This window comes from Thalassolituus sp. (genome assembly GCF_984348125.1).
Map to the genome: position 1 here is coordinate 1 of NZ_CFHJLR010000014.1, position 22,238 is coordinate 22,238.

General features: G+C 53.0%; 13 protein-coding genes and 2 tRNA genes. 5 read left to right on the forward strand and 10 right to left on the reverse strand.

All coding sequences use genetic code 11. From position 1 onward, the window contains the following. Positions 1–88 precede the first annotated feature (88 nt). The 5 genes from AC5E51_RS10880 to alaS form a co-directional block, all read right to left on the reverse strand. Positions 89–165, reverse strand: a tRNA-Arg gene (locus AC5E51_RS10880). Positions 166–245: 80 nt separating this feature from the next. Further along, positions 246–335 (reverse strand) — tRNA-Ser (locus tag AC5E51_RS10885). A 67-nt stretch (positions 336–402) separates the two neighbouring features. Then, positions 403–597 (reverse strand): carbon storage regulator CsrA, encoded by a 195-nt coding sequence (gene csrA, locus AC5E51_RS10890; protein WP_068436997.1) that lies wholly within the window; start codon positions 595–597, stop codon positions 403–405. Positions 598–776: 179 nt separating this feature from the next. Beyond that, positions 777–2,012, reverse strand: a complete 1,236-nt coding sequence (locus AC5E51_RS10895) for an aspartate kinase (protein WP_076515575.1) — start codon at positions 2,010–2,012, stop codon at positions 777–779. Positions 2,013–2,206: 194 nt separating this feature from the next. Then, positions 2,207–4,834 carry an alanine--tRNA ligase gene (gene alaS, locus AC5E51_RS10900; protein ID WP_491778588.1) on the reverse strand — a complete coding sequence of 876 codons (2,628 nt, stop codon included), beginning with the start codon at positions 4,832–4,834 and terminating at the stop codon, positions 2,207–2,209. Positions 4,835–5,022: 188 nt separating this feature from the next. Here alaS and AC5E51_RS10905 point away from each other — a divergent pair, with 188 nt between their 5' ends. From AC5E51_RS10905 to AC5E51_RS10925, 5 genes are all read left to right on the forward strand, one after another. Beyond that, positions 5,023–5,226: a YgaP family membrane protein gene (locus AC5E51_RS10905; protein ID WP_068436554.1), complete on the forward strand. Its 204-nt coding sequence runs from the start codon at positions 5,023–5,025 to the stop codon at positions 5,224–5,226. A gap of 118 nt (positions 5,227–5,344) precedes the next feature. After that, the gene (locus AC5E51_RS10910; protein WP_068442518.1) at positions 5,345–6,316 is read left to right on the forward strand and encodes a hypothetical protein; all 972 of its coding nucleotides are present in this window, start codon (positions 5,345–5,347) and stop codon (positions 6,314–6,316) included. Positions 6,317–6,321: 5 nt separating this feature from the next. Next, positions 6,322–6,564 (forward strand): hypothetical protein, encoded by a 243-nt coding sequence (locus AC5E51_RS10915; protein ID WP_068441190.1) that lies wholly within the window; start codon positions 6,322–6,324, stop codon positions 6,562–6,564. Between the two features lie 8 nt (positions 6,565–6,572). Further along, entirely contained in the window at positions 6,573–7,433 is an 861-nt protein-coding gene (locus AC5E51_RS10920; RefSeq protein ID WP_068442520.1) for an alpha/beta fold hydrolase, read from the forward strand. A gap of 133 nt (positions 7,434–7,566) precedes the next feature. Further along, positions 7,567–8,853 carry an NAD(P)/FAD-dependent oxidoreductase gene (locus AC5E51_RS10925; protein ID WP_068442522.1) on the forward strand — a complete coding sequence of 429 codons (1,287 nt, stop codon included), beginning with the start codon at positions 7,567–7,569 and terminating at the stop codon, positions 8,851–8,853. Here the strand turns inward: AC5E51_RS10925 and AC5E51_RS10930 are convergent. The 5 genes from AC5E51_RS10930 to AC5E51_RS10950 form a co-directional block, all read right to left on the reverse strand. Beyond that, positions 8,825–9,880, reverse strand: a complete 1,056-nt coding sequence (locus AC5E51_RS10930) for an AraC family transcriptional regulator (protein WP_068439766.1) — start codon at positions 9,878–9,880, stop codon at positions 8,825–8,827. The genes AC5E51_RS10925 and AC5E51_RS10930 overlap by 29 nt on opposite strands. A gap of 138 nt (positions 9,881–10,018) precedes the next feature. Then, complete coding sequence (locus tag AC5E51_RS10935) at positions 10,019–10,501, reverse strand: regulatory protein RecX (RefSeq protein ID WP_297530997.1); 483 nt, start codon at positions 10,499–10,501, stop codon at positions 10,019–10,021. Further along, complete coding sequence (gene recA, locus AC5E51_RS10940; protein WP_068442535.1) at positions 10,482–11,513, reverse strand: recombinase RecA; 1,032 nt, start codon at positions 11,511–11,513, stop codon at positions 10,482–10,484. The genes AC5E51_RS10935 and recA overlap by 20 nt, the downstream gene beginning before the upstream one ends. Positions 11,514–11,664: 151 nt before the next feature. Continuing rightward, positions 11,665–12,150: a CinA family protein gene (locus AC5E51_RS10945; RefSeq protein WP_491778589.1), complete on the reverse strand. Its 486-nt coding sequence runs from the start codon at positions 12,148–12,150 to the stop codon at positions 11,665–11,667. A gap of 93 nt (positions 12,151–12,243) precedes the next feature. Further along, positions 12,244–22,131 carry an Ig-like domain-containing protein gene (locus AC5E51_RS10950; protein WP_491778590.1) on the reverse strand — a complete coding sequence of 3,296 codons (9,888 nt, stop codon included), beginning with the start codon at positions 22,129–22,131 and terminating at the stop codon, positions 12,244–12,246. Positions 22,132–22,238 lie beyond the last annotated feature (107 nt).

Sequence of the window (22,238 nt, forward strand, 5' to 3'; positions counted from 1 at the left end):
CGACCGCCTGGTTCGTAGCCAGGTACTCTATCCAGCTGAGCTACGAGCGCGCATCAGAAAATCACGATATAAACATTCAAAGAAAGAATGGCGCGCTCGGGAGGATTCGAACCTCCGACCGCCTGGTTCGTAGCCAGGTACTCTATCCAGCTGAGCTACGAGCGCGCATCGTGGGGCGCGTATTATAGGGTTGTTGAGTAAGGTGTCAACGACTTAAATACGCTTCTGCCGAAGCAGAAAGAACGTGGCGGAGAGAGAGGGATTCGAACCCTCGATAGGGGTAAACCTATACGCCCTTAGCAGGGGCGCGCCTTCAGCCACTCGGCCATCTCTCCACATCACGGCGCGCATCATACCACGTTCAGAGAATTTTCAAAGGAAAAATTCAAGAAAATTAAGGCGTTAGTAGTTACCGTTAGGGTCACCACCGTCCTTCTCGCGCTGAATGCGCTGGTAAATTTCCTCGCGGTGTACTGCAACTTCTTTAGGGGCATTCACACCGATTCGTACCTGATTTCCTTTAACACCCAAAACGGTGACGGTGACTTCGTCACCAACCATCAGTGTTTCACCAACACGGCGGGTCAAAATAAGCATAGAGGTTCTCCTCAGATTCCAGTTTCTGTATAGGGTGCTGTGACATTCGTCACCTTTGTGTCCCACTCTTCCAGTATTGACCAGATCAGCCAGTTTTAAAGCCGGGTCCTGCGTCGAGTGAGGACTTTTTGTTATTAGTGGGCATTCCTTCATGGGCCGCCCACTGATAACACCAGAGCTTAGTGCTCTTCGGTCACCTCTGCATCCAGTCCGAACGCGGTATGCAGCGCACGAACAGCAAGCTCGAGGTACTTTTCCTCAATCACGACTGAAATCTTGATTTCAGAGGTCGTAATCGCAAGGATATTGATGCTTTCATCCGCCAGCGTCTTAAACATTTTGCTGGCCACACCGGCATGGGATCTCATACCTACCCCTACTAGAGACACCTTACAGATGTCATCAGTTCCGTTAACGCCTTCCGCATTAAGTTCTTCGGCCAGTTCTGTAAGTAGCTTCAGTGCTTTCTGGTAGTCGTTACGGTGCACGGTGAAGGTGAAGTCAGTTGAGCCATCTTCAGAGACGTTCTGTACGATCATATCGACTTCGATGTTCGCATCACTGACAGGAACAAGAATTCGTGACGCTACGCCCGGTACGTCAGGCACACCCTGAACTGTTACTTTTGCTTCATCACGGTTAAACGCAATACCAGAGATAACGGGTTTTTCCACGGAGCTGTTCTCCTCGGTTGTAATCAGAGTGCCGTTGCCTTCTTTGAATGAGGACAGCACACGCAAAGGAACTTTATATTTACCGGCAAATTCAACCGAGCGGATCTGCAGAACCTTTGATCCGAGGCTGGCCATTTCCAGCATTTCTTCAAACGTCACGGTTTCCATACGACGAGCAGCAGCAACCACGCGAGGGTCAGTGGTATAGACGCCATCAACGTCAGTATAGATCTGGCACTCGTCAGCATTCAGTGCCGCCGCCAGAGCCACCCCAGTGGTGTCTGAGCCACCACGACCGAGCGTCGTGATGTTGTTGTCATCATCCACCCCCTGGAAGCCAGCAACAATACAGATACCGCCGTTATCCAGAACTTCGCGCATCTTGCTGGTTTCAATATCTTCAATACGGGCTTTCATGAACGCATTGTTGGTTTTAATGCCCACCTGCCAGCCAGTAAATGAACGCGCAGTGATACCTCGCTTTTCCAGCGCCATAGCCAGAAGAGCGATCGTCACCTGTTCACCTGTGGAGACAAGAACGTCCATTTCACGGGGAGAAGGACTATCGGTAATCGCCCCGGCTAAACCGATCAGGCGATTCGTTTCACCGCTCATCGCTGAGACGGCAACCACCAACTGATGACCCTCATCGTGAAAAGCTTTCAGCTTATCTGCGACGGCTTCAATACGCTCCGTCGTGCCGACCGAGGTGCCGCCATATTTCTGTACGTACAACGCCATATGGGGATATCTGCGCAATTGATCAAAAGGGTCGCAATTAAACAATAAATGGGAGCACGAGAAAAGCAATCTATAGACGTTGGACGAGACTGTTCTGCCAGATACACAACAATTCGGGCCAGACGCTGTAATTAGTGCACTAAAACAAGAAAGCCCGCACGAGGGCGGGCTTCAAGACGGCAGCAGGAGAAGGATCAGAGCTTAGCAGCCGCCCACTCTTCAAAGGCTTTGAGCGCATCGGCAATGCCTTCTGGTTTCTGACCACCGGCCTGCGCCATTTCTGGCTTACCACCACCACGGCCATCAACGTAAGCAGCAACCTCTTTAACAGCGTCACCCGCTTTCGCCTTACCGATCAGATCTTTCGTCACACCGGCAAGCAGGGTCACTTTCCCGTCATTGGCAGAGGCCAGCATAATCATCGCTGATCCCAGCTTGTTCTTCAGCTGGTCCATTGTGTTACGCAGCGCTGGTACATCAGCACCGTCCAGTTCAGCGGCCAGTACTTTTACACCGTTGACGTCTTTCGCCTGCCCGGCCAGATCTGAACCGGCGCTTGAAGCGAGCTTGCTCTTCAGTGCATCCAGTTCTTTTTCCAGCTGACGGCTACGACTGATCAACTGTTCGACTTTATCACCCACATTATCAGTCGACCCTTTCAGAGCACGGGCAATCGTCGTCAGCGTTGCTTCTTCACGGGCGACGAAATCAAGAGCAGCCTGCCCTACCACCGCTTCAATACGACGGATACCTGCCGCGATACCGCTTTCTGAGCTGATCTTCAGCAGGCCAATATCGCCGGTACGCTGAGCATGCGTACCACCGCAGAGTTCGATCGAGAAATCGTCCATACCCATGGAAAGTACACGAACTTCATCATCGTACTTCTCGCCGAACAGAGCCATAGCGCCGGCGGCTTTTGCATCATCGATATTCATCAGGCGCGTTGCTACCGGTGTATTCGCGCGAATGTGCGCATTCACCAGATTCTCGATCTCTGCTAATTCTTCTGGTCTGACCGCCTCAAGGTGAGAGAAGTCAAAACGCAGCTTGTCGTAGGTTACAAGAGAGCCTTTCTGTGCGACGTGCTCACCCAGTACGTTGCGCAGCGCAGCGTGTAGAAGGTGTGTTGCCGAGTGATGAATGGCTGTGGAGGCGCGTTTTTCCGCGTCCACGCTTGCGGTCAGCTGATCACCAAGAGATACCGTGCCTTCAACCAGCACACCTTGGTGCAGATGGTTTTTGCCCTCTTTGGTCGTGTCTTTTACCTGGAAGACAACACCATCCGCTTTCAGGAAACCTGTGTCTCCGGCCTGACCACCGCTTTCTGCGTAGAAGGCCGTTTCGTCAAGAACCAGGACAGCTTCGTCGCCAGCCTTCAGCTGCTCAACTTTTTCGCCGCCCACAAACAAGGCTTTCACCGTGCCGGTATTTTCCAACGACTCATAACCGAGGAAGCCGGTTTCACCATCGAGTTCCAGACCTTTGCCGTAATCCGCAGAGAAGTTGCCCGCAGCACGCGCGGTTTCACGCTGTTTCTCCATGGCGGTATTAAAGCCGTCTTCATCAACTTTCAGGTCACGCTCACGGGCCACATCCGCCGTCAGGTCGAGAGGGAAGCCATAGGTATCGTAGAGTTTGAATGCGGTCTCGCCCGGAATCGTATCACCACTCATATCGGCAATCGCATCGTTAAGGATCGCCATCCCCTTATCGAGCGTTTTCGCAAACTGTTCTTCTTCGATACGCAGAACTTTCTGAACGTGCTCAGACAGGTTAACCAGTTCAGGATAGGCTTCACCCATTTGCTCACACAGCGCGGGAACCAGCTTATTAAAGAAGCCCGCTGACGCACCCAGCATATGACCGTGGCGGACAGCGCGACGAATAATACGACGCAGAACGTAACCACGGCCTTCGTTCGATGGCAGCACACCATCGACGATCAGGAAACTGGTAGAACGGATGTGGTCAGCAATCACACGCAGTGATTTGTTCTCGGTGTCTTTGCAGCCCGTCAGTTCGCCGGCAGCTTTCAGCAGTGCCTGGAAGATATCGATTTCGTAGTTGCTGTGCACCCCCTGCATAATCGCAGAAATACGCTCAAGCCCCATGCCGGTATCGACCGAAGGCTTAGGCAATGGCAGCATCTCGCCGTCGGCCTTGCGCTCAAACTGCATGAAAACGTTGTTCCAGATTTCAATAAAGCGGTCGCCGTCTTCTTCTGGTGTGCCCGGAGGCCCACCCCAGATGTGCTCGCCATGGTCGTAGAAAATCTCAGTACACGGGCCGCAAGGGCCAGTGTCACCCATCTGCCAGAAGTTATCCGATGCGTAACGTGCGCCTTTGTTGTCACCGATACGTACGATTTTATCTTCTGGAATGCCCATCTTTTTATTCCAGATATCAAACGCTTCGTCGTCTTCTGCGTACACCGTGACCATCAGTTTTTCGACTGGCAGGTTTAACCATTTTTCTGACGTCAGGAATTCCCACGCATAGCTGATCGCATCTTCTTTGAAATAGTCACCGAAACTGAAGTTACCTAGCATTTCAAAGAAGGTGTGGTGACGCGCCGTATAGCCCACATTTTCCAGGTCGTTGTGCTTACCACCTGCCCGGACACAGCGCTGCGAGGACGCGGCGCGGGTGTAACTGCGCACGTCGTTACCGAGGAAACAGTCTTTGAACTGCACCATTCCGGCGTTAGTGAACAGCAGCGTCGGATCGTTACCCGGTACCAGTGGGCTGGAGGCAACGATTTCGTGTCCCTTCGATGCGAAGAAGTCAAGGAACGCCTGGCGGATTTCTGAGCTTTTCATACGGTTGCGTGATTCCAAACGAGTTCAGAGATAATTAGGGCACCTCTGAATAATGCAGTGATGAGGTGCCTGGCCCGGCAGTATAGCGTTTTGTGGGCCTGAGTCCCACAGCAAGGAAGAGGTTGACTACGTTTTAAACAGGCAGTAATATAACTGCATGGTTATTTTATTATAAACAGGCTAATTCTATGAACATTGATCGTCTCGTCTTTGCTATCGCCGGCTCGTTTATCCTGCTCAGTATCGCACTGTCGCAACTGCATTCTGAATACTGGCTGTTCTTCACGGGTTTTGTAGGCTTAAACATGCTCCAGGCGGCTTTTACCGGTTTCTGCCCACTGGCCCGGATTCTCAAGGTGTTTGGCGTCAAAACAGGCTGTGCGTTCAACTGAGAGTTCGTCTGGAAGAGAGAGATCGTTCCGTACCGCCGAAGCACTTCAAGCTTTGGCGGAAAACCACACGCCAAGGTAATAAAGCGTATGTATACTGGCCCTCTTTATTGGGGGTTTTATGCAACGTTTTTTCGTTTTTACACTATCTGTATTCCTAAGCCTTCCAGTGCTTGCAACAGACTGGAAAGACTATCCAGAAGATCTTCAGCAATACGACTTTTCAGGAGATAAGCTGCAACAGCAGTGGCAGGACCTGACGAAGCTGACACGGGTTGAGTACCCGGATGTCGACTGGATCAGATCAATGATGACCGACTATCCACGTCTCGCTCACCATATGATGGTTCTGGGCGCAGATCCTGAAGCTCACCCGGCCGTCTTTAAAGCAATTCAGGACAGTGATTACTCAGATCTGGCCAGCGCGGTTCAGGAAGTCTGGCGTTTACACTATTCAGGCCAATACGAAAAAGCGTATGAACTGGGTATGCAGCTTGGACCCGTCGGAGAAGTGCCTGCGATTTATTCCCGCCTGGTTCATGCGACCCTTCTGATTGATGATCACGATGACAAAATGGAAGAGTTTGCTGAAGCCGCTGCTTTATCCAATGAAGGCCTGGCTCTCGCTCCAGAATACCGCTTTGCAGAATTCGGACTGGTCTATGCGAAAGTCCGCATGCTCGAGTTAATGAGCACAGGAGAGGCCCGCAGCTCCGGTTATATTCCTATCGCACAGGATAAGCTCGATAAGTTGCAGGAGTACGCACCAGATCGCGGCGCTTACCCTCTCACACGGGGTGGGCTTGAAGCCGGCATCGTTGAGCGCGTAGGCTCATTTCTGGGAAGCATTACTTACGGTGCGACAGAAAGCAGCGCGATTGAGAATTTTGAAAAAGCTCAGAAACTGTTGCCGGATATGGCGATCGTTTACAACGAATACTCTGTAGGCTTGATTCGCCTTGATGAAGATAACTTCCGCAAAGAGATACGCAAACTACTGAACACATGCTTGGCCATTGAGCCCGTCAATGCTGAAGATGCCCTGAATCAAATGCATTGCAAACGCACGCTTGAATCTATGAATAAGGATTAAAAGCAATGGAAAATAGCGGTGTAATTTACCTGATGATGCTGCCAGCGATGGCCGTCACTATGCTGCATCTCGGCATCGGCCCTTTCGGCCATCCGAGCATGATAAAACACCACCTTGCTTTCCTGCGCGCACCAAAATTACTAAGAATAATAATTCAGGCAATCTGCATCGCCGTGCTTTTCACGGGCGCTGCACAAATGCTTGGAATGATCGACCTCACCACCTCCACAGACAATCCAGCTGATTGAGAGGAATCATGGACACTACCCACATTTACAACGGACCAATAGGCCTCGAAACCCGACACGCAGGCCCAGCCGATGGCGAGGTCGTTATTCTATTACACGGTTTCCCAGAGTGCTGGAGCACCTGGCGCCATCAGATTCCTGTGTTAGCGGAAGCCGGTTACCGGGTATTCGTACCGAATATGCGTGGCTACGGACATTCGTCCAAACCAGCCGACGTAAGCGACTATCACGTCGATGAGCTGATCAAAGATGTCGATGCCATCCGCCGTTATGCCGGTGTCGAGAAAATCCATCTTGTCGGTCACGACTGGGGCGCCATGGTTGCCTGGTGGTACGCACTGAATAAACCTGAGCAGCTTGCCAGCCTGAGCATTCTGAACGTGCCCCACCCTAAGGTATTCCTGGGAACAGTGCGTAAAAGTCCGGTACAGATGCTAAAAAGCTGGTACGTGTTCTATTTTCAGATCCCGCGCCTGCCAGAATTGACGTTGCCAGTGAATAATTTCTTCTTTTTCAGAGATATTCTCAAGCGTACATCCAATAAAGGCAGCTACAGCGACGAGGACTTCAGTGAACTGCAAAAACACTGGCGTATTCCTGGAGCTATGCGAGCCATGGTCAACTACTATCGCTCAGCGTTACGTAGCCAGCCTAAGTCACCGAGAGGCGACCGGATTAAAACGCCGACTCAGATACTCTGGGGGGAGCACGACCTCGCGCTGACGCTGGAAATGGCGCGAGACAGCGAAAAATTCCTCGACAATGGCTCACTGACTACTTACCCGGATGCGACACACTGGCTCGCGCACGACAAACCGGCGGAAGTTTCTGCTCGCCTCATAGGCCATTTCGAAGCCAACCCCGCCTGATCCATCTCAGGTGCGGAAAGGTTCCCCCCTCATTTGACCTAACGGAGGGGGGGGTTATAAGCCGCCATAAATTTCCGACTTTTTATACGATTCGCCGTATAATGCCGCCAATTTCATTTATAGGGAGTACCCCATGCAACGAATCGTCATAGTCGGCGGTGGCGCAGGTGGACTGGAACTGGCCACACAGCTCGGGCGTAAACTCGGTCGAAAGAGAAAAGCCGAGGTTGTGTTAATTGACGCCACCCCAACCCACCTGTGGAAGCCATTACTGCACGAAGTCGCTACTGGCGCACTGGACTCAGGCATCGATGAACTGAACTACCGCGCCCACGGCAAAAAACACGGGTTTCATTTTCAGATCGGGCGAATGAGTGGACTGAATCGCGAGAAAAAATCGCTTGTTCTCGAAGCTATGCTCGACGATGAGGGCAAGGAAGTATTGCCAGAGCGTGCCGTCGATTACGATACGCTCGTCATGGCATTAGGCAGCGTCACCAATGATTTTGGAACTAAAGGCGCAGCGGAAAACTGCATTTTTCTGGATAGCCGTGACCAGGCTGAGCGCTTCCATAAATTACTACTGAATGAATTCCTACGCTGCAGTAACCTGGAAGAGCCGCGACCACTCGAAGTGGCCATTGTCGGTGCTGGCGCGACCGGCGTGGAACTGTCTGCCGAGTTGTATAATACAGCAGAAGTAATGGCCTCATACGGCCTTAAAAACGTCTCGCCAGAGCAGCTTAAGGTTCGCTTAATAGAAGCCGGAGACCGTATTTTACCGGCTCTTCCTCCACGGTTATCTGCAGCAGCTACCCGGGAACTTGAGTCACTCGGTGTTGAAGTCATGACCTCAACCATGATCACTGAAGTTACTGATTCAGGGTTTGTGAATAAATCGGGCGAACATATTCCAGCCGTTATCCGTGTCTGGGCAGCAGGCGTAAAAGCCCCTGAGTTTATGAAAGAACTCGGTCTCGAAACAAATCGTGCAAACCAGTTAGTCGTGAACAATAGCCTGCAGACTGAAGACGAGAACATTTTTGCACTTGGCGATTGCTGCAGTGTTATTGATAAAGCAACAGGAAAGCCCGTGCCTCCGCGTGCGCAAGCTGCGCATCAACAGTCATCTCATCTGGTAAAAGCCCTGAGCGCGAGACACAAAGGCAAAGCCATGCCGGAGTTTGTGTATAAAGACAAAGGCTCTCTGGTGTCCCTGAGTCGCTACAGCACGGTTGGAAGCCTGATGGGGAACCTGACCAAAGGGTCGATGATGATTGAGGGGCGCTTAGCACGCCTGGTCTACGTGTCACTCTATCGACTGCACCAGGTAGCATTACACGGGTACTGGCATACCCTGCTGCTTACCCTGGTTGGACACATCAATAAAGTTATTCGTCCTCGGTTGAAATTGCATTAATCGTTGAGAGGTACGCCTGGCGGTAATCGCCAGGCGTTGAACCTGTCCAGCGCCGGAATGCTTTATAGAATGCACTCGGCTCGGTGTAACCCACTTTATAGGCCACTTCATACAAAGGCATATCACCTTCGCAGATGAGCTTCATCGAAAGCCCCTGACGCGCCTCGTCTAATAAGTTCTGATAGGTTGTACCCAGAGCGCGCAACCGGCGTTGAAGATTTCGCACGCTGATACCCAACTGATCCGCGACCCCCTCCTGGGATACATTTCTCCGGATCAGGCACATTTCCAGAATATCTTTTAATTCAGAATAGAGAGCCAGATGCTCACGAAACCTCTGATCCTGACGGATCAGCTCACGTTGAACACTTTTGAAAAGCACCGGCTGAGGATCTGGTCCATCACGATTCCAGGCGACCTGACTGATCTCAAGCATGTAGAAGCCTTCAGTCGCAGCGACCTGTATTCCGGTGATATCCGCCGCTTGCGCTGCATCCGCAATTTCGCTCTGCGGAAGATGCATACAGAGGTCTTCGGGTTCAAAACTATCGCCTAGCGCATCCCGGCAGACACCCGCCATGATCACCACGGCAGCAGACAACTGCAGTGGCGACACATGCCTTTCAGGATGACGCTCTACCGAAATCAGTACTATGTCACTTTGGGAGGTATCAATTTCATAGCGCAGACTTCCTGTCGACAGATACACGTAAGGAATCAGCGCCTCGATACCTTTACGCAACGAAGGCGCACAACGGAGCAATCGCTGCAATGGCATCTCACGGCGCGCCATATAGATACCGAGATCAAACGCCAGCAACTCGTCATCAAGAAAACGTGCGACAAAGTCGTATGCATCTGCAACACGATCTGTATCAACCCACCTTGGAAGTGGTAATTCCGGGTCTATCCGCAGGATAGGCCATAGTTGATTCATATCCACGCCGCGGCCGTTCCAGTAATTCAGCAGGTGCTGTACCAGTACAATATCGACCTGAGCAGTCGGCGCCATATCCTTCCCCAACATTCGAATCCTATGAGCAATCAGACAGTTAACATTTGTTCTTTTTCTGTCAAAATCGAATGTTCCGTACCTGCGCCATCTGAGTCAATAGACTGAGGCGACACTGCCCGGTTAGGCACGAATTTAGGCGTATAAACTGAATTACTCAGAGCTTTCGCGCAGTAAGGTATCCACGGCAGCACTGATCTGATCGCTGCTGAAGCCACGATATGACAGAAAGCGCCAAAGTTTCAGTTTAAAATCAGGATTATCATGTCCTATGGAACGCGCCTTTCTGCGGGCAACTTCAAGCGCTTTTTCGTGCCAATTTTCTTCTGACGTTTCAAATGCAGAACAGGCTGTTTCTCCATCAACGCCTTTTTCCCGCAACTCCTGCTTCAAGCGAACAGGACCAACCCCACGAGAAGCACGGGAACGGACAAACATTGAGGCGAAACGCTCGTCAGACTGCCACTGGCGTTCAGCGAGCTCGTCTAACACGCATTCCAGATCGTCGGCAGAGGCTGCCTTTGGAGAGAGCTTCCGCCACAGTTCGCGGCGGGAATAATCACGGCGGGAGAGCAGATCTACCGCCGCGTGTTTCAGGCCAGACTGGTCAAGAGGCTCAGGCTTCGGCTTCTTCATCCTCAGACTCTGGTTGTTCTGAAGGTACATTCAACAGCTGCGCACGGATCTGACCTTCGATATCAGCGGCCATTTCTGGATGATCCTCCAGATACTGGGACGCGTTCGCCTTACCCTGACCGATCTTATCGCCCTGATAGCTGTACCAGGCACCTGATTTCTCAACAATGCCGCATTTCACACCCAGATCGATCACTTCACCCATATGGTAAATACCTTTGCCATACATGATCTGGAACTCGGCCTGCTTAAACGGCGGCGACACTTTGTTCTTCACGACCTTCACCCGGGTTTCATTACCTACGATTTCATCGCCCTGTTTTACAGAGCCGGTACGACGGATATCGAGGCGAACAGAAGAGTAGAACTTGAGCGCATTACCGCCAGTCGTAGTCTCAGGGCTACCAAACATGACACCGATCTTCATACGGATCTGGTTAATGAAGATCACCAGACAGTTGGCATTTTTTACATTGCCCGTGATTTTACGCAGAGCCTGAGACATCAGACGTGCCTGCAGGCCAACATGACTGTCACCCATCTCACCTTCAATCTCGGCTTTTGGCGTCAGAGCGGCAACCGAGTCAACAACGATGACATCAACCGCGCCAGAGCGTACCAGACTGTCACAGATCTCCAGCGCCTGCTCGCCAGTATCCGGCTGTGATACCAGCAAGCTATCCAGGTCGATACCCAGCTTTTCAGCATACAGAGGATCTAACGCGTGTTCGGCGTCGATAATAGCGACGGTTTTACCTGCTTTCTGCGCCTGAGCCATCGCAGACAGACACATGGTTGTTTTACCTGAACTCTCCGGACCGTAGATTTCTACAATACGTCCCATTGGCAAACCGCCAATTCCAAGCGCAATATCCAGACTCAAAGAACCCGTGGAGACTGCAGGAATGGCTTCGCGAGGCTGCTCACCCATTTTCATGATGGCGCCTTTACCGAACTGGCGTTCGATCTGGCCCAGGGCTGCATCCAGAGCTTTCTGTTTGTTCTGATCCATGGTCGGTTCCTTGGTCGTATTCAGTCGTTAATCAGGAATATTGTTCAGCAATCTTTGATTACTGTAGATTTAACCAGTATTTAATCACAGCGTTTTTTAAAGTCAACAAAACACTGGTTATTTGTTCAGTACTTTTTCAGTCAGGTGAGTTTCAGTGGTCGCAGTCATTCACGAAGCCCAATAACATCTCCAGCGCTTTGGCGACAGACTGCTGGCGGACAGCATCCCGATCACCATCAAACTGAAAGAGGTTTACCCTCTGAGCGGCCTCGCTGCCACAGCCAATCCATACTGTCCCGACGGGCTTACCCGCGACGGCTCCACCTGGCCCGGCAATGCCACTGACTGCAATACTGACGTCCCCAAAGCGGGCTGCACCTGCCACCATAGCTTTTACTGTCGCTTCGCTGACTGCACCGTGTGCATTCAATATCTCTGCTGGTACACCGAGGTCACGCTGTTTAGCAGTATTCGAGTAGGTAACAAAACCGCATTCAAACCACTGACTACTCCCGGCCAGATCGGTACACGCGGCAGCAATCATGCCACCCGTACAGGATTCTGCCGTCACAAGTTTCAGGTTGCGAGCGAGCAATTCTGTAGACAGAGTCTGAAGAAGATCGGATATGGCGGACATGATAGTTCCTGCGTCAAAGTCTGAGGCACAGAATATCAGATGAAGCGAGAGCGGACATGCCTTACTGGCATGTCCGTTCGCGTAAACTGAAGACTATTTAATCACCCGGATTTCTACCCGGCGATTCGCTGCACGGCCCTGTGCGGTGTCGTTACTGGCGATTGGATCTTCTTCACCGTAACCTCTGGCTTCTAAGCGCATGGGGTTGATTCCCATATCAATCAGATATTGCATCACTGCATTCGCTCTGCGCTCCGATAGCCGCTGATTGTTTGCAGCGGCCCCCAGTGAGTCCGTGTAAGCACCGATCTCAATACGGGCGTCCGGGTACTCCATCAGAGTGTCTGCGACCTGTTCGAGAGTACGCGTTGCGCCACGGGTCAGCTCGGCAGAACCACTAGCAAAATAGACACCATCAAGCCGGGCATCCAGAACCGAACATCCGCGGTGATTTACAGACATACCCGAAGGCGTACCCGGACAATCATCAATATCATCAACGATACCATCATCATCGCTGTCTGCCATGATGACCACCGGTGCTTTTACCGGTTCTGGCTTTGGCAGCGGACGCGGCTTAACCACCGGTCGGCGTTGCGGAACGGGTTCGGTGGTGCCAAAGCGTTTCATTATAGAAAGGCCGACAAAATGAGCATCCCGGGTGAAAGACTGACCAGAAATGCGCGCTGCCCAACTGTCTTTAAAGCTGTACTCAATCCCTATCCCCAGCCCCAGAGCCATTGAGGCTTCTTTGCTGTAATCAACGTCAGAATCGGTTGAAATCGACGCCAGCCCAGCTTCGAGATAGGCGTTCAGGGAATTTTTTCCGTTCCAGCTGGTTTGCCAGGGATACCAGTGTAGTGCAGCGCCCAGAGCACTGTAACCGAAGTCCGACTCTTCTCCTGTATCACCATCTTCAAGAACCGCGTTGCCGAGGTCGGTGTAGTGAAGCTCTACCGAGATGTCGTCTTTCAGACGATAACCACCGAAAAGTTGAAAACCAAAGCCTGACTCATCAACGTTATCGTATACGCTATCACTGGTTCCGGGCGTCAGGCGACTGAAGCCCAACCCCAGCCCAACATACGACTCTTCTGATTCGAAGGCCTGTGATACCAAGGGTGCAAACATCACGAGCACACCAACCAGCAGTGACACTGTGGGCTTTAAAAAAGCCCGTTTGTGCCGTTCTGCTCTGCGGCGCAGCACCACCAGCGGCAGGCCGAGCAGTACCCAGAGCAAGCTCTGACTACCAAGGCCTGGCAGTGATGCATTCACTTCACCTTTGCCCGGTACGATATTCTCCACCAGCTCAGGTGCCTGTTCGGCATCCTGTACCTGCATGTAATCTGGCGTACCATCGCCATCGGAGTCCGCACACACAGCGCCGGTACCACATTCCTGACGGTCACTGATCCCATCACCGTCCGAGTCGCCCGAACCATCCGGCATGCCAGCAGCATTGTTGCTGTCCGGATCACGGTAGTCAGGAATGCCATCGTCATCGACGTCGCCAGTGCCACCTTCTTCGACGGTGAGGATGCCATCGTTGTCGTCATCAGGGTCGAGGTAATCAGGAATACCGTCATTATCGGTATCGTCATTACGAGGATTACCGTCGCCGTCTGCATCTTCAAATGCCGTCGAAACGCCATCGCCATCATCGTCCGGGTCGCGGAAGTTCGGCAAATCATCACCATCGCTGTCCCAGCAGAGAATCAGCCCCGGACACTCAACAGCATCACTGATGCCATCACGGTCCGAGTCACCGCCTGACGGGTCCAGATAATCCGGAATACCATCAAAGTCGCTATCGCCTTCATTTTCTTCTGCGGTCGGAACACCATCGCCGTCGTCATCCGGATCACGGTAGTCCGGACGTCCGTCATTGTCGGTGTCGTCGTTCAACGGATCACCGTCGCCGTTACGGTCCTCATCTACCGTTGGGATACCGTCACCGTCGTCATCCTCGGACAGATAGTCCGGGGCACCGTTGCCATCACTGTCCGGGCAAGGCAGACCTGTCGGACATTCGCGTGCATCACTGACGCCATCACGGTCGCTGTCGCCACTGCCGTCCGGGGTCGTGGCTTCATTGCTGTCATCCGGATCAAGGTAGTCAGGAATACCATCATTATCAGCATCCAGACCCAACTCTTCATCCGTCGGTACACCGTCGTTGTCGTCATCGCGATCCAGGTAATCCGGTTGGCCATCACCATCGGTGTCATCATTGACCGGATTACCATCAGCACCCAGATCTTCCTCAATTGAAGGAATACCGTCGCCGTCGTCGTCCTCGTCGAGATAGTCCGGAATACCATCTGCGTCTGTATCACGACACGGAACACCGTCCGGACACTCGGCACCATCAGGCACCCCATCTTCGTCTGAGTCACCCGCGGATGGATCGAGATAATCCGGAATACCATCGCCGTCACTGTCGCCAGTGCCCTCGTCTATGGTGTTGAACCCGTCGTTATCGTCATCTTCATCGCGGTAATCCGGTATGCCATCACCGTCAGTATCGCGAACTGGCCCTTCTTCAATAGTTGGACGCCCGTCGTTGTCATCGTCGTCATCCGCGTAGTCAGGTGTGCCGTCACCATCAGTGTCACGACACGGGATACCAGTCGGACACTCCGTGATGTCGTTGATACCATCGCCATCCGAGTCGCCACCGGTTCCTGACGCTGTGCTGCCATCCGGGTCGAGGTAGTCCGGAATACCATCGCTATCGGCATCACCGTTACCTTCTTCGTCGGATGGGATACCGTCGCCATCATCATCGCGATCCAGATAGTCCGGGGTGCCATCGCCGTCGGTGTCATCGTTCGCCGGGTTGCCATCCGCGTTTGGATCTTCGCCAACAGTCAGACGACCATCATTATCATCATCCGGGTCGTTATAGTCCGGCTGACCATCCTGATCAGAGTCTTCACATGGTGCTCCAGCCTGACACTCGGCCAGATCTGACAGGGTGTCATTATCGCTGTCGCCCGGACCACTGGTGTCGCTGTCGTTCGGATCGAGATACGCGGGGATTGTATCCTCATCGAAGTCAGGGCCAGCCTGAGTCGATGGATTACCGTCGCCATCGGTGTCGTCGTCTTCGCTACGAGTGTTCACACCATCGCCGTCGTCATCCGCATCGCGGAAGTCCGCAATCCCATCGTTATCAGTATCGCGATCAGAACCTTCAATACTGCTTGGTACGCCATCGTTGTCGTCATCACTATCGAGGTAGTCAGGCAGACCATCACCGTCGGTATCACGACATGGGAACCCGGTGTCACACTCAATATCGTCAAAGATACCGTCTTCGTCAGCGTCGCCCGGCGAACCGTTCAGTTCGTCGTTCGGGTCCAGATAGGCCGGAATGCCGTCACCATCAGCATCGTCATCACGAGGGTCGCCGTTACCGTTAAGATCTTCTTCCAGCGTCGTGCGACCATCACCATCGTCGTCAGGATCGAGGTAATCAGGAACTCCGTCGCGATCGAGGTCATCGTTGTCCGGATTACCATCACCATTGGCGTCTTCTTCCAGATTGGTCAGGCCATCGCCGTCATCATCGGTACTGTCAGGGTCGAGATAATCAGGTACGCCATCGTCGTCACCATCAGGCCCAGGATTAGTTGCCGGGTTACCGTCACCATCCAGATCCGCATCTTCGTCGGCCGTTGGTATGCCGTCGCCATCATCATCGCCATCCATGTAATCCGGGACGCCATCGAAGTCACGATCAACACATGGAATACCCGTCGGACACTCAATTTCGTCTGGAATCCCGTCGCCATCGCCGTCACCCGGTGATGTGCTTACACCGTCATTGGCGTCGAGATAAGCTGGAATGCCATCACCGTCGGCATCGGGGCCAGCATTGGTCGCCGCATTATTATCGAGGTCGGTGTTCGCATCTTCCATCGGTGTTGGAATGCCATCGCCATCGTCATCCGCGTCGAGGTAATCCGGGATATTATTTCCGTCGGTATCGCGACCCGGCGATTCCTGAACAGTCGGAATGCTGTCCCCATCGTCGTCTTCATCGCGGAAATCTGGAATACCGTCGAAATCCGTATCCTGACACGGCAGAGCGGTGCCACACTCGGTGTTGTCCGGAATGCCATCGCCATCCGAATCACCTACTCCGGCTTCGCCGTCATTAGGATCGAGATACGCGGGAATGCCATCGCTATCAGCATCCGGCCCAGGGTTTGTCGCCGCATTGCCATCAAGGTCTGTATCCGCATCTTCATCGCGTGTGAGGATGCCATCACCATCATCGTCATTATCGAGATAGTCTTCGACACCATTGCCATCGGAGTCCGTTTCAGCGCCTTCGCTACGGGTAGGAATCCCGTCGTTGTCGTCGTCAGAATCCATATAGTCCGGACGACCATCGTTGTCGCTGTCGCGACATGGCAGGCCTGAAGTACACTCACGATCGTCAGTAATGCCGTCATCGTCGGCATCGCCCGGTGCTGCGGTCAGGCTATCGTTGGGATCAAGATACGCTGGGATACCATCGTTATCGGCATCCGGCCCCGCTGTCGTTGCTGGATTCGCATCGCCATCGGTGTTGTTATCTTCGTCAGCTGTAGCGATACCGTCGCCATCATCATCACGATCCAGGTAATCCGGGGTTGCGTCGCCATCGGTATCACGATCTGAACCTTCGCTCAGAGTCGGAATACCATCGCCATCATCATCGGAGTCGGCGAAATCAGGGATGCCATCGCTGTCAGTGTCAGTGCACGGGTAACCGGAAGCGCATTCGATATCATCTGGAATACCGTCATCGTCACTGTCTCCTGCTGAGCTGTCATCTGCATCATTCGGATCAAGATAGGCTGGTATGCCATCTCCGTCCTGATCGTCGTTGGTGAAGTCACCGTCGTCGTTCAGATCTTCGTCGCGTGTCAGGATGCCATCGTTGTCGTCGTCTTCATCACGGAAGTCCGGCACTCCATCTGCATCGGAATCACGATCGCCGCCTTCTTCAGCAGAAGAGATGCCATCGTTGTCGTCGTCCTCATCCATGTAGTCGGGAGTGCCGTCCGCATCGCTGTCCTGACAAGGAATTCCGTCCGGACATTCAACCGTATCCGGAATGCCGTCGCCGTCACTGTCGTTGGTGCCATCAGTGCTGTCGTCATCACGGTCGAGATAATCAGGGATACCATCGCCGTCGCTGTCGTCATTCGTTGGGTCGCCATCACCGTTGACGTCTTCCTCTTCCGTCGTGCGGCCATCACCATCATCGTCGTCATCGAGATAGTCCGGTGTGCCGTCGCGGTCCAGATCGTCGTTAGTTGGATCGCCATCGCCATTTCTGTCTTCATCAAGGTCGGTCAGGCCATCGCCATCACCGTCGGCAGCAAAGAACTCAATCGTGACTGGTGTCAGAGCTTCTTCTGCTGCTGTGATGGATACGGTCGCAGTTCCAACCTCAAACAACGAGGTCAGTTCGACGCTGTAAATGCCATTGCCCCGATCAGTGACGGCAGAGAGTGTACCCAGGTCCGTAGCGAATTCAGCAGGCACTTCAGTAACGATATCGCCTGCTGTGTCGCGGACAATGACCGTGATCACTGAAGCAGACGAGCCATCGGCAGCAACCGACAAAGGCGTTGCAGAGGTGGATGAATTGTCAGCGCTGACCAGCACTTCAATGGTGATCTGTCCACTGACTTCACGCGTATTCCCTGCCCCATCCTCAGAGACGACGGTCACTGGATAGCTTCCGTTATCCAACGCATCGGTAACAGTAAGACTCCAGCTACCCGCAGTATCCGCGGTAGTTTCATACTCGTTACCGTTCACAGACACTTTGATCAGCGTTCCGGCCTCGGCGTCACCGGAGAGTTCTGGTGTGTAATCCACAATGGTGGTGCCATCCTGAGTCAGCGAAAGCTCAGCCGGGTCAAGAGTATCAATAGTAATGTCGAACGACTCAGACACCCCAGATAAGTTTCCTGCGGTATCCGTCGCGGTGGCCGTCAGTGAATACTCACCGTCGTCCAGCGCGGTCCGCCCGTAATCAAGGCTCCACTCGCCAGAGGCGTTTGCGATAACGTTGCCAATCAGACTCTCATCGCGGTAGATATTAATCTCTGCCCCCGCCTCACTTTCACCGCTGATTACTATGCGATTATCGGACGTCAGGCCGTCGGTACTGTCGACACCTGTGTCGTCTGAAATTCCAGTGATGGAAGGCGCTTCTGGCGTGGTCGTATCGACCACGATCAGAACAGGCGCTGAAACAACGCCGGTATTGCCCGTCAGGTCAGTGACCTGATTTGTGATTTGATATTCGCCATCCGTCAGGGCGACGTCGGTGTAATCCAGCTGCCACAGCCCTGTGTCGTCGGCTGACACGATCCCAGCCGGTATGCCATTGATAAAGACTTCAATCTCGCTGAATGGCTCCGAAGAACCGGAAATCACCAGCTCGTTATCCGCCGTAACACGATCATTCGGTGTCGCTGTATCTTCACTGATGCCTGTGACCGTCGCAGGCACTGGCGCCGTGGTATCAATCACCAATTGCAGCGGCTGACTGTCAGTTTCGTTTCCAGCGAGGTCACGGCTTCGGGCTATGACCTGGTAGGTACCATCGGCCAATTCCAGCGGCGCACTATCAAACTGCCATTGCCCGGATTCATCCGCTTGAGTCGAGCCGAGTGAACTGCCATCCAGCAGGATTTCAACATGGCTGCCCGCTTCGGCGGTGCCCACATAGACAACCACATTATCTGAAGTGACAGCGTCGGCGGCTGACGCACCGGTATCCTCAAGAATACCGCTCAGTATCGGGGTATCAGGCGCCTGCGTATCAATGACCAGCGTCAGCACAGAGGATTCAACGCTCTGATTTCCGGCAATATCTGTAGCTATCGCTGTAATCTGATGCACTCCATCTGCCAGAGCAACATCCGAATAATCAAGCGTCCATTCGCCACTGCCGTTGGCCTTCACCATACCAACAAGGGCACCGTCGATGCGGATATCGAGATCGGCCCCCGCTTCTGCCGTACCATTGAGTACCAGTGTCGCGTCTGAGGTCACCTGATCGCCTGCTACGCCCGTGTCTTCTGAAACAGAAGTCACAACCGGCGCATCCGGAGCGGTCTGGTCAATGATCAGCGGGTAAACCACAGACAGCGGGCTTGTAAGCCCTGCGAGACTTTCTGCCTGAGCTGTCAGCTGATAATTACCTTCATCAAGCTCGATACCTGAGTGGTCGAACGTCCAGCTGCCAGCAGCAGTAGTATTCGTGGTTCCGATAGCAGCGCCATCAAGGAAGACCGTAATTCTGCTGTCAGCTCCGCCACTACCATTGATAAGCAGAGTCGCGTCAGCTGTTATGCCATCAGCAACACCAGTGTCGTTCGAGATGCCTGTGATGGCTGGGGTCGCCGGGCCTGACGTATCAATGGTGATGGAGTAATTGCTGGACACAGCAGACTCATTGCCTGCCGCATCCACCGCCACGGCGGTGACCACATAGTTGCCATCGTCCAGAGTAGTGGCGCGGTTGTCGTATACCCAATCGCCGTTACCATCCGCTTGAACAGTAACCACCTCGTTCCCATCGATTGAGACAACTACGCTATCAAGCGCTTCTGCCGTACCAAGAATACGGAGGGTATTGTCGCTGGTGATACCGTCGCCAGGCGCCCCCGTGTCATCGGATATCGCCGAGATTACAGGTGCTGCCGAGGCTTCGGTGTCGACTGTCACTGTGTAGGCTGACGCCGTAGAAGTATTGCCCGCGGCATCTGAGACGACGGCCGTGAAAACATGCTCACCGTCGCTCAGGCTGACGGATGTGTGGTCGTACGTCCATGCGCCAGCCGGGTCGGTATCCGCGAATCCTGTATAGTTTCCGTCCACGAACACAGATATGCGTTGATTCGCCTCAGCCTGCCCTGCCAGCACCAGCTCAGCATCTTTGGTCAGTGCATCACTGTTCGAACGTCCGGTATCCTCACTGATCCCCGTGATCACAGTAGGAGCGGGCGCTACGGTATCGACGACGACAGTCAGTGAATCAGATTCAACACTGGTATTGCCCGCATTGTCAGTAGCCGTCGCGGTGATTGAGAATGTCCCGTCTTCCAGGCCTGTACCCGGGTAGTCATACGACCAGTTGCCACTGGCGTCAGCAACCACGGTGGCGACCTCGTTACCGTCAATACGAACGGATACAGAGCTTCCCGCTTCTGCGGTTCCGGAGAAGGTCAGTGATGCGTCGTTGGTGACCTGATCACTATCGGACAAGCCGGTGTCTGCCGAAATAGCAGACACAACAGGGGCCGCCGGTGCAGACTGGTCAAGCGTGTAGGTTTCAGCGTCAACAGGGAGTGTGACTGAAGCTGCATTGCCCTCTGCATCAACAATGTTCTGAGCGTCGGAAAGGGACAGTGCGAGTGTGCCGTTAGCTCCCGAAATACCCGACACAGTAATATCGAACACGGTCTCGGAAACTGATGCCACAGACGCGACCGTTCCGAACGACGCAACAAAATCAGTGGCGTCGATGTTCTCAATGTATTCAGAGAAGCTGACACGGAAGGTAACGGAGCTTGAATTAGTCAGCGACTGCGCAGGCTCCTGCCTGGCGATGGCTGTCACTGATGGTGCCAGGCCATCAGATATTACGATTCTGTAGTCTTCAACCTCACCCGTTGCCAATTGCCCGGCAGGCGTTGCAGCCGTCAGCCCGAGGTTTGCGATCCGTAAGCGCATATAAGTGCGGCCTGGAACAACATCTACTGATGACCTGAGACCAGACCAGGTCAGTGATGTCGCAACCTCGTAGGAGTTATTGGAAACACTTACAACGCCAGAAGCTTCATCAGGCTGGAATACACCATCACCATCGAAGTCAATCCAACCAATGACATTCGATGCAAACCCATTAATAGAAGTTGCAGGTACGGTGATATTGTACTGCGAACCTGTCGCCGGTACCGCAGTTACCGATGAGATTGCATTATCCGAGTCGTCCGAGGCTTCGCCAAGTGAATTATCTATCCCGTCGACAAAGCCGTCGCTTTCTCCAGAAACGCCTACCGAACCGAGTCTGACGCCCTCGACAATAACGTGAGACGCGCCATCAGATGACGCCAGTGTACCGTAGGAGTCAGGAGCATCGCCAAAATCGGTGGCAGGTTCAGAACGGACACTGCCGGCGCGGAAAAGAAGCCATGAGTCGTATCGTGCGTCGCCGCGGTCAGCAAGACCAGCCGTCACAACAACCTCCTGCCCCGGGGTCACTCCGACACGACAGGATAAGCGGCGGGTAAAGCCATCCATTTCAACATCGAACGCACCCCCGGTGTTATCCAGAAAGAGCCCAGAGTTAGATATTCCGTCGTTATTATTAGGGCGGTCACTGGAGTCTGGAGATGGCAGCTGATCAGAATGAATATTGTTAATGGATACTTCATCACCACCCGGTGTTAATGCACAGTTCGAACCGTCCACCAGAATCTTAGCGACATCGTTAAAGGCGCCGACATATTCCAGGTACTCTTCTGAACCAAAGATGAAGTCCAATACCAGTACATCTTCTTGCGGGACAACTGAAAACACAAACTTGACTGGATCATAGACACGGCCACCGAAGACAGAATCTTCAATGCTACGAGTATTAAACTGTGTTTCTGTATCTGCTGCTGAATTCGGACCCAGCACATCAACAACATCACCTGAGCTTAGAATCACCCCCTGCCCAAAGTCGTCGCCAAGAAGAAATTCATACCCGCTGAATTGACCAGCCTGAGACTGATTTGAGCCGCCAGTACGGATAATATAAGACGGATTACTGATCTGAACGCCCGGCCCTGAAAGCAACTCAGCCATCGTATCAACAGTTACTTGAGAATTGCTGAGAGGAAGCACTTCTTCAGCATGAAGCGACGAGGCATACGCCAGCGCGGCGATACAACCTGCCTTAAAAAAACGGGACATCTACGGGTCCTTTCGATTGCTCAATAATTAGAATACTGCCAACATCCCTGGAATTGACGAATGCACGTAAAAGCATCTGGTCGGCGGTATTACGTTGATTTCCATAA

Coding starts and splice junctions, on each gene's coding strand:
- recA (WP_068442535.1), bottom strand. CDS start 11,513: ATGGATCAGAACAAACAGAAAGCTCTGGATGCAGCCCTGGGCCAGATC.
- AC5E51_RS10925 (WP_068442522.1), top strand. CDS start 7,567: ATGCAACGAATCGTCATAGTCGGCGGTGGCGCAGGTGGACTGGAACTG.
- AC5E51_RS10910 (WP_068442518.1), top strand. CDS start 5,345: ATGCAACGTTTTTTCGTTTTTACACTATCTGTATTCCTAAGCCTTCCA.
- AC5E51_RS10945 (WP_491778589.1), bottom strand. CDS start 12,150: ATGTCCGCCATATCCGATCTTCTTCAGACTCTGTCTACAGAATTGCTC.
- alaS (WP_491778588.1), bottom strand. CDS start 4,834: ATGAAAAGCTCAGAAATCCGCCAGGCGTTCCTTGACTTCTTCGCATCG.
- AC5E51_RS10895 (WP_076515575.1), bottom strand. CDS start 2,012: ATGGCGTTGTACGTACAGAAATATGGCGGCACCTCGGTCGGCACGACG.
- AC5E51_RS10905 (WP_068436554.1), top strand. CDS start 5,023: ATGAACATTGATCGTCTCGTCTTTGCTATCGCCGGCTCGTTTATCCTG.
- AC5E51_RS10950 (WP_491778590.1), bottom strand. CDS start 22,131: ATGTCCCGTTTTTTTAAGGCAGGTTGTATCGCCGCGCTGGCGTATGCC.
- csrA (WP_068436997.1), bottom strand. CDS start 597: ATGCTTATTTTGACCCGCCGTGTTGGTGAAACACTGATGGTTGGTGAC.
- AC5E51_RS10915 (WP_068441190.1), top strand. CDS start 6,322: ATGGAAAATAGCGGTGTAATTTACCTGATGATGCTGCCAGCGATGGCC.
- AC5E51_RS10920 (WP_068442520.1), top strand. CDS start 6,573: ATGGACACTACCCACATTTACAACGGACCAATAGGCCTCGAAACCCGA.
- AC5E51_RS10930 (WP_068439766.1), bottom strand. CDS start 9,880: ATGTTGGGGAAGGATATGGCGCCGACTGCTCAGGTCGATATTGTACTG.
- AC5E51_RS10935 (WP_297530997.1), bottom strand. CDS start 10,501: ATGAAGAAGCCGAAGCCTGAGCCTCTTGACCAGTCTGGCCTGAAACAC.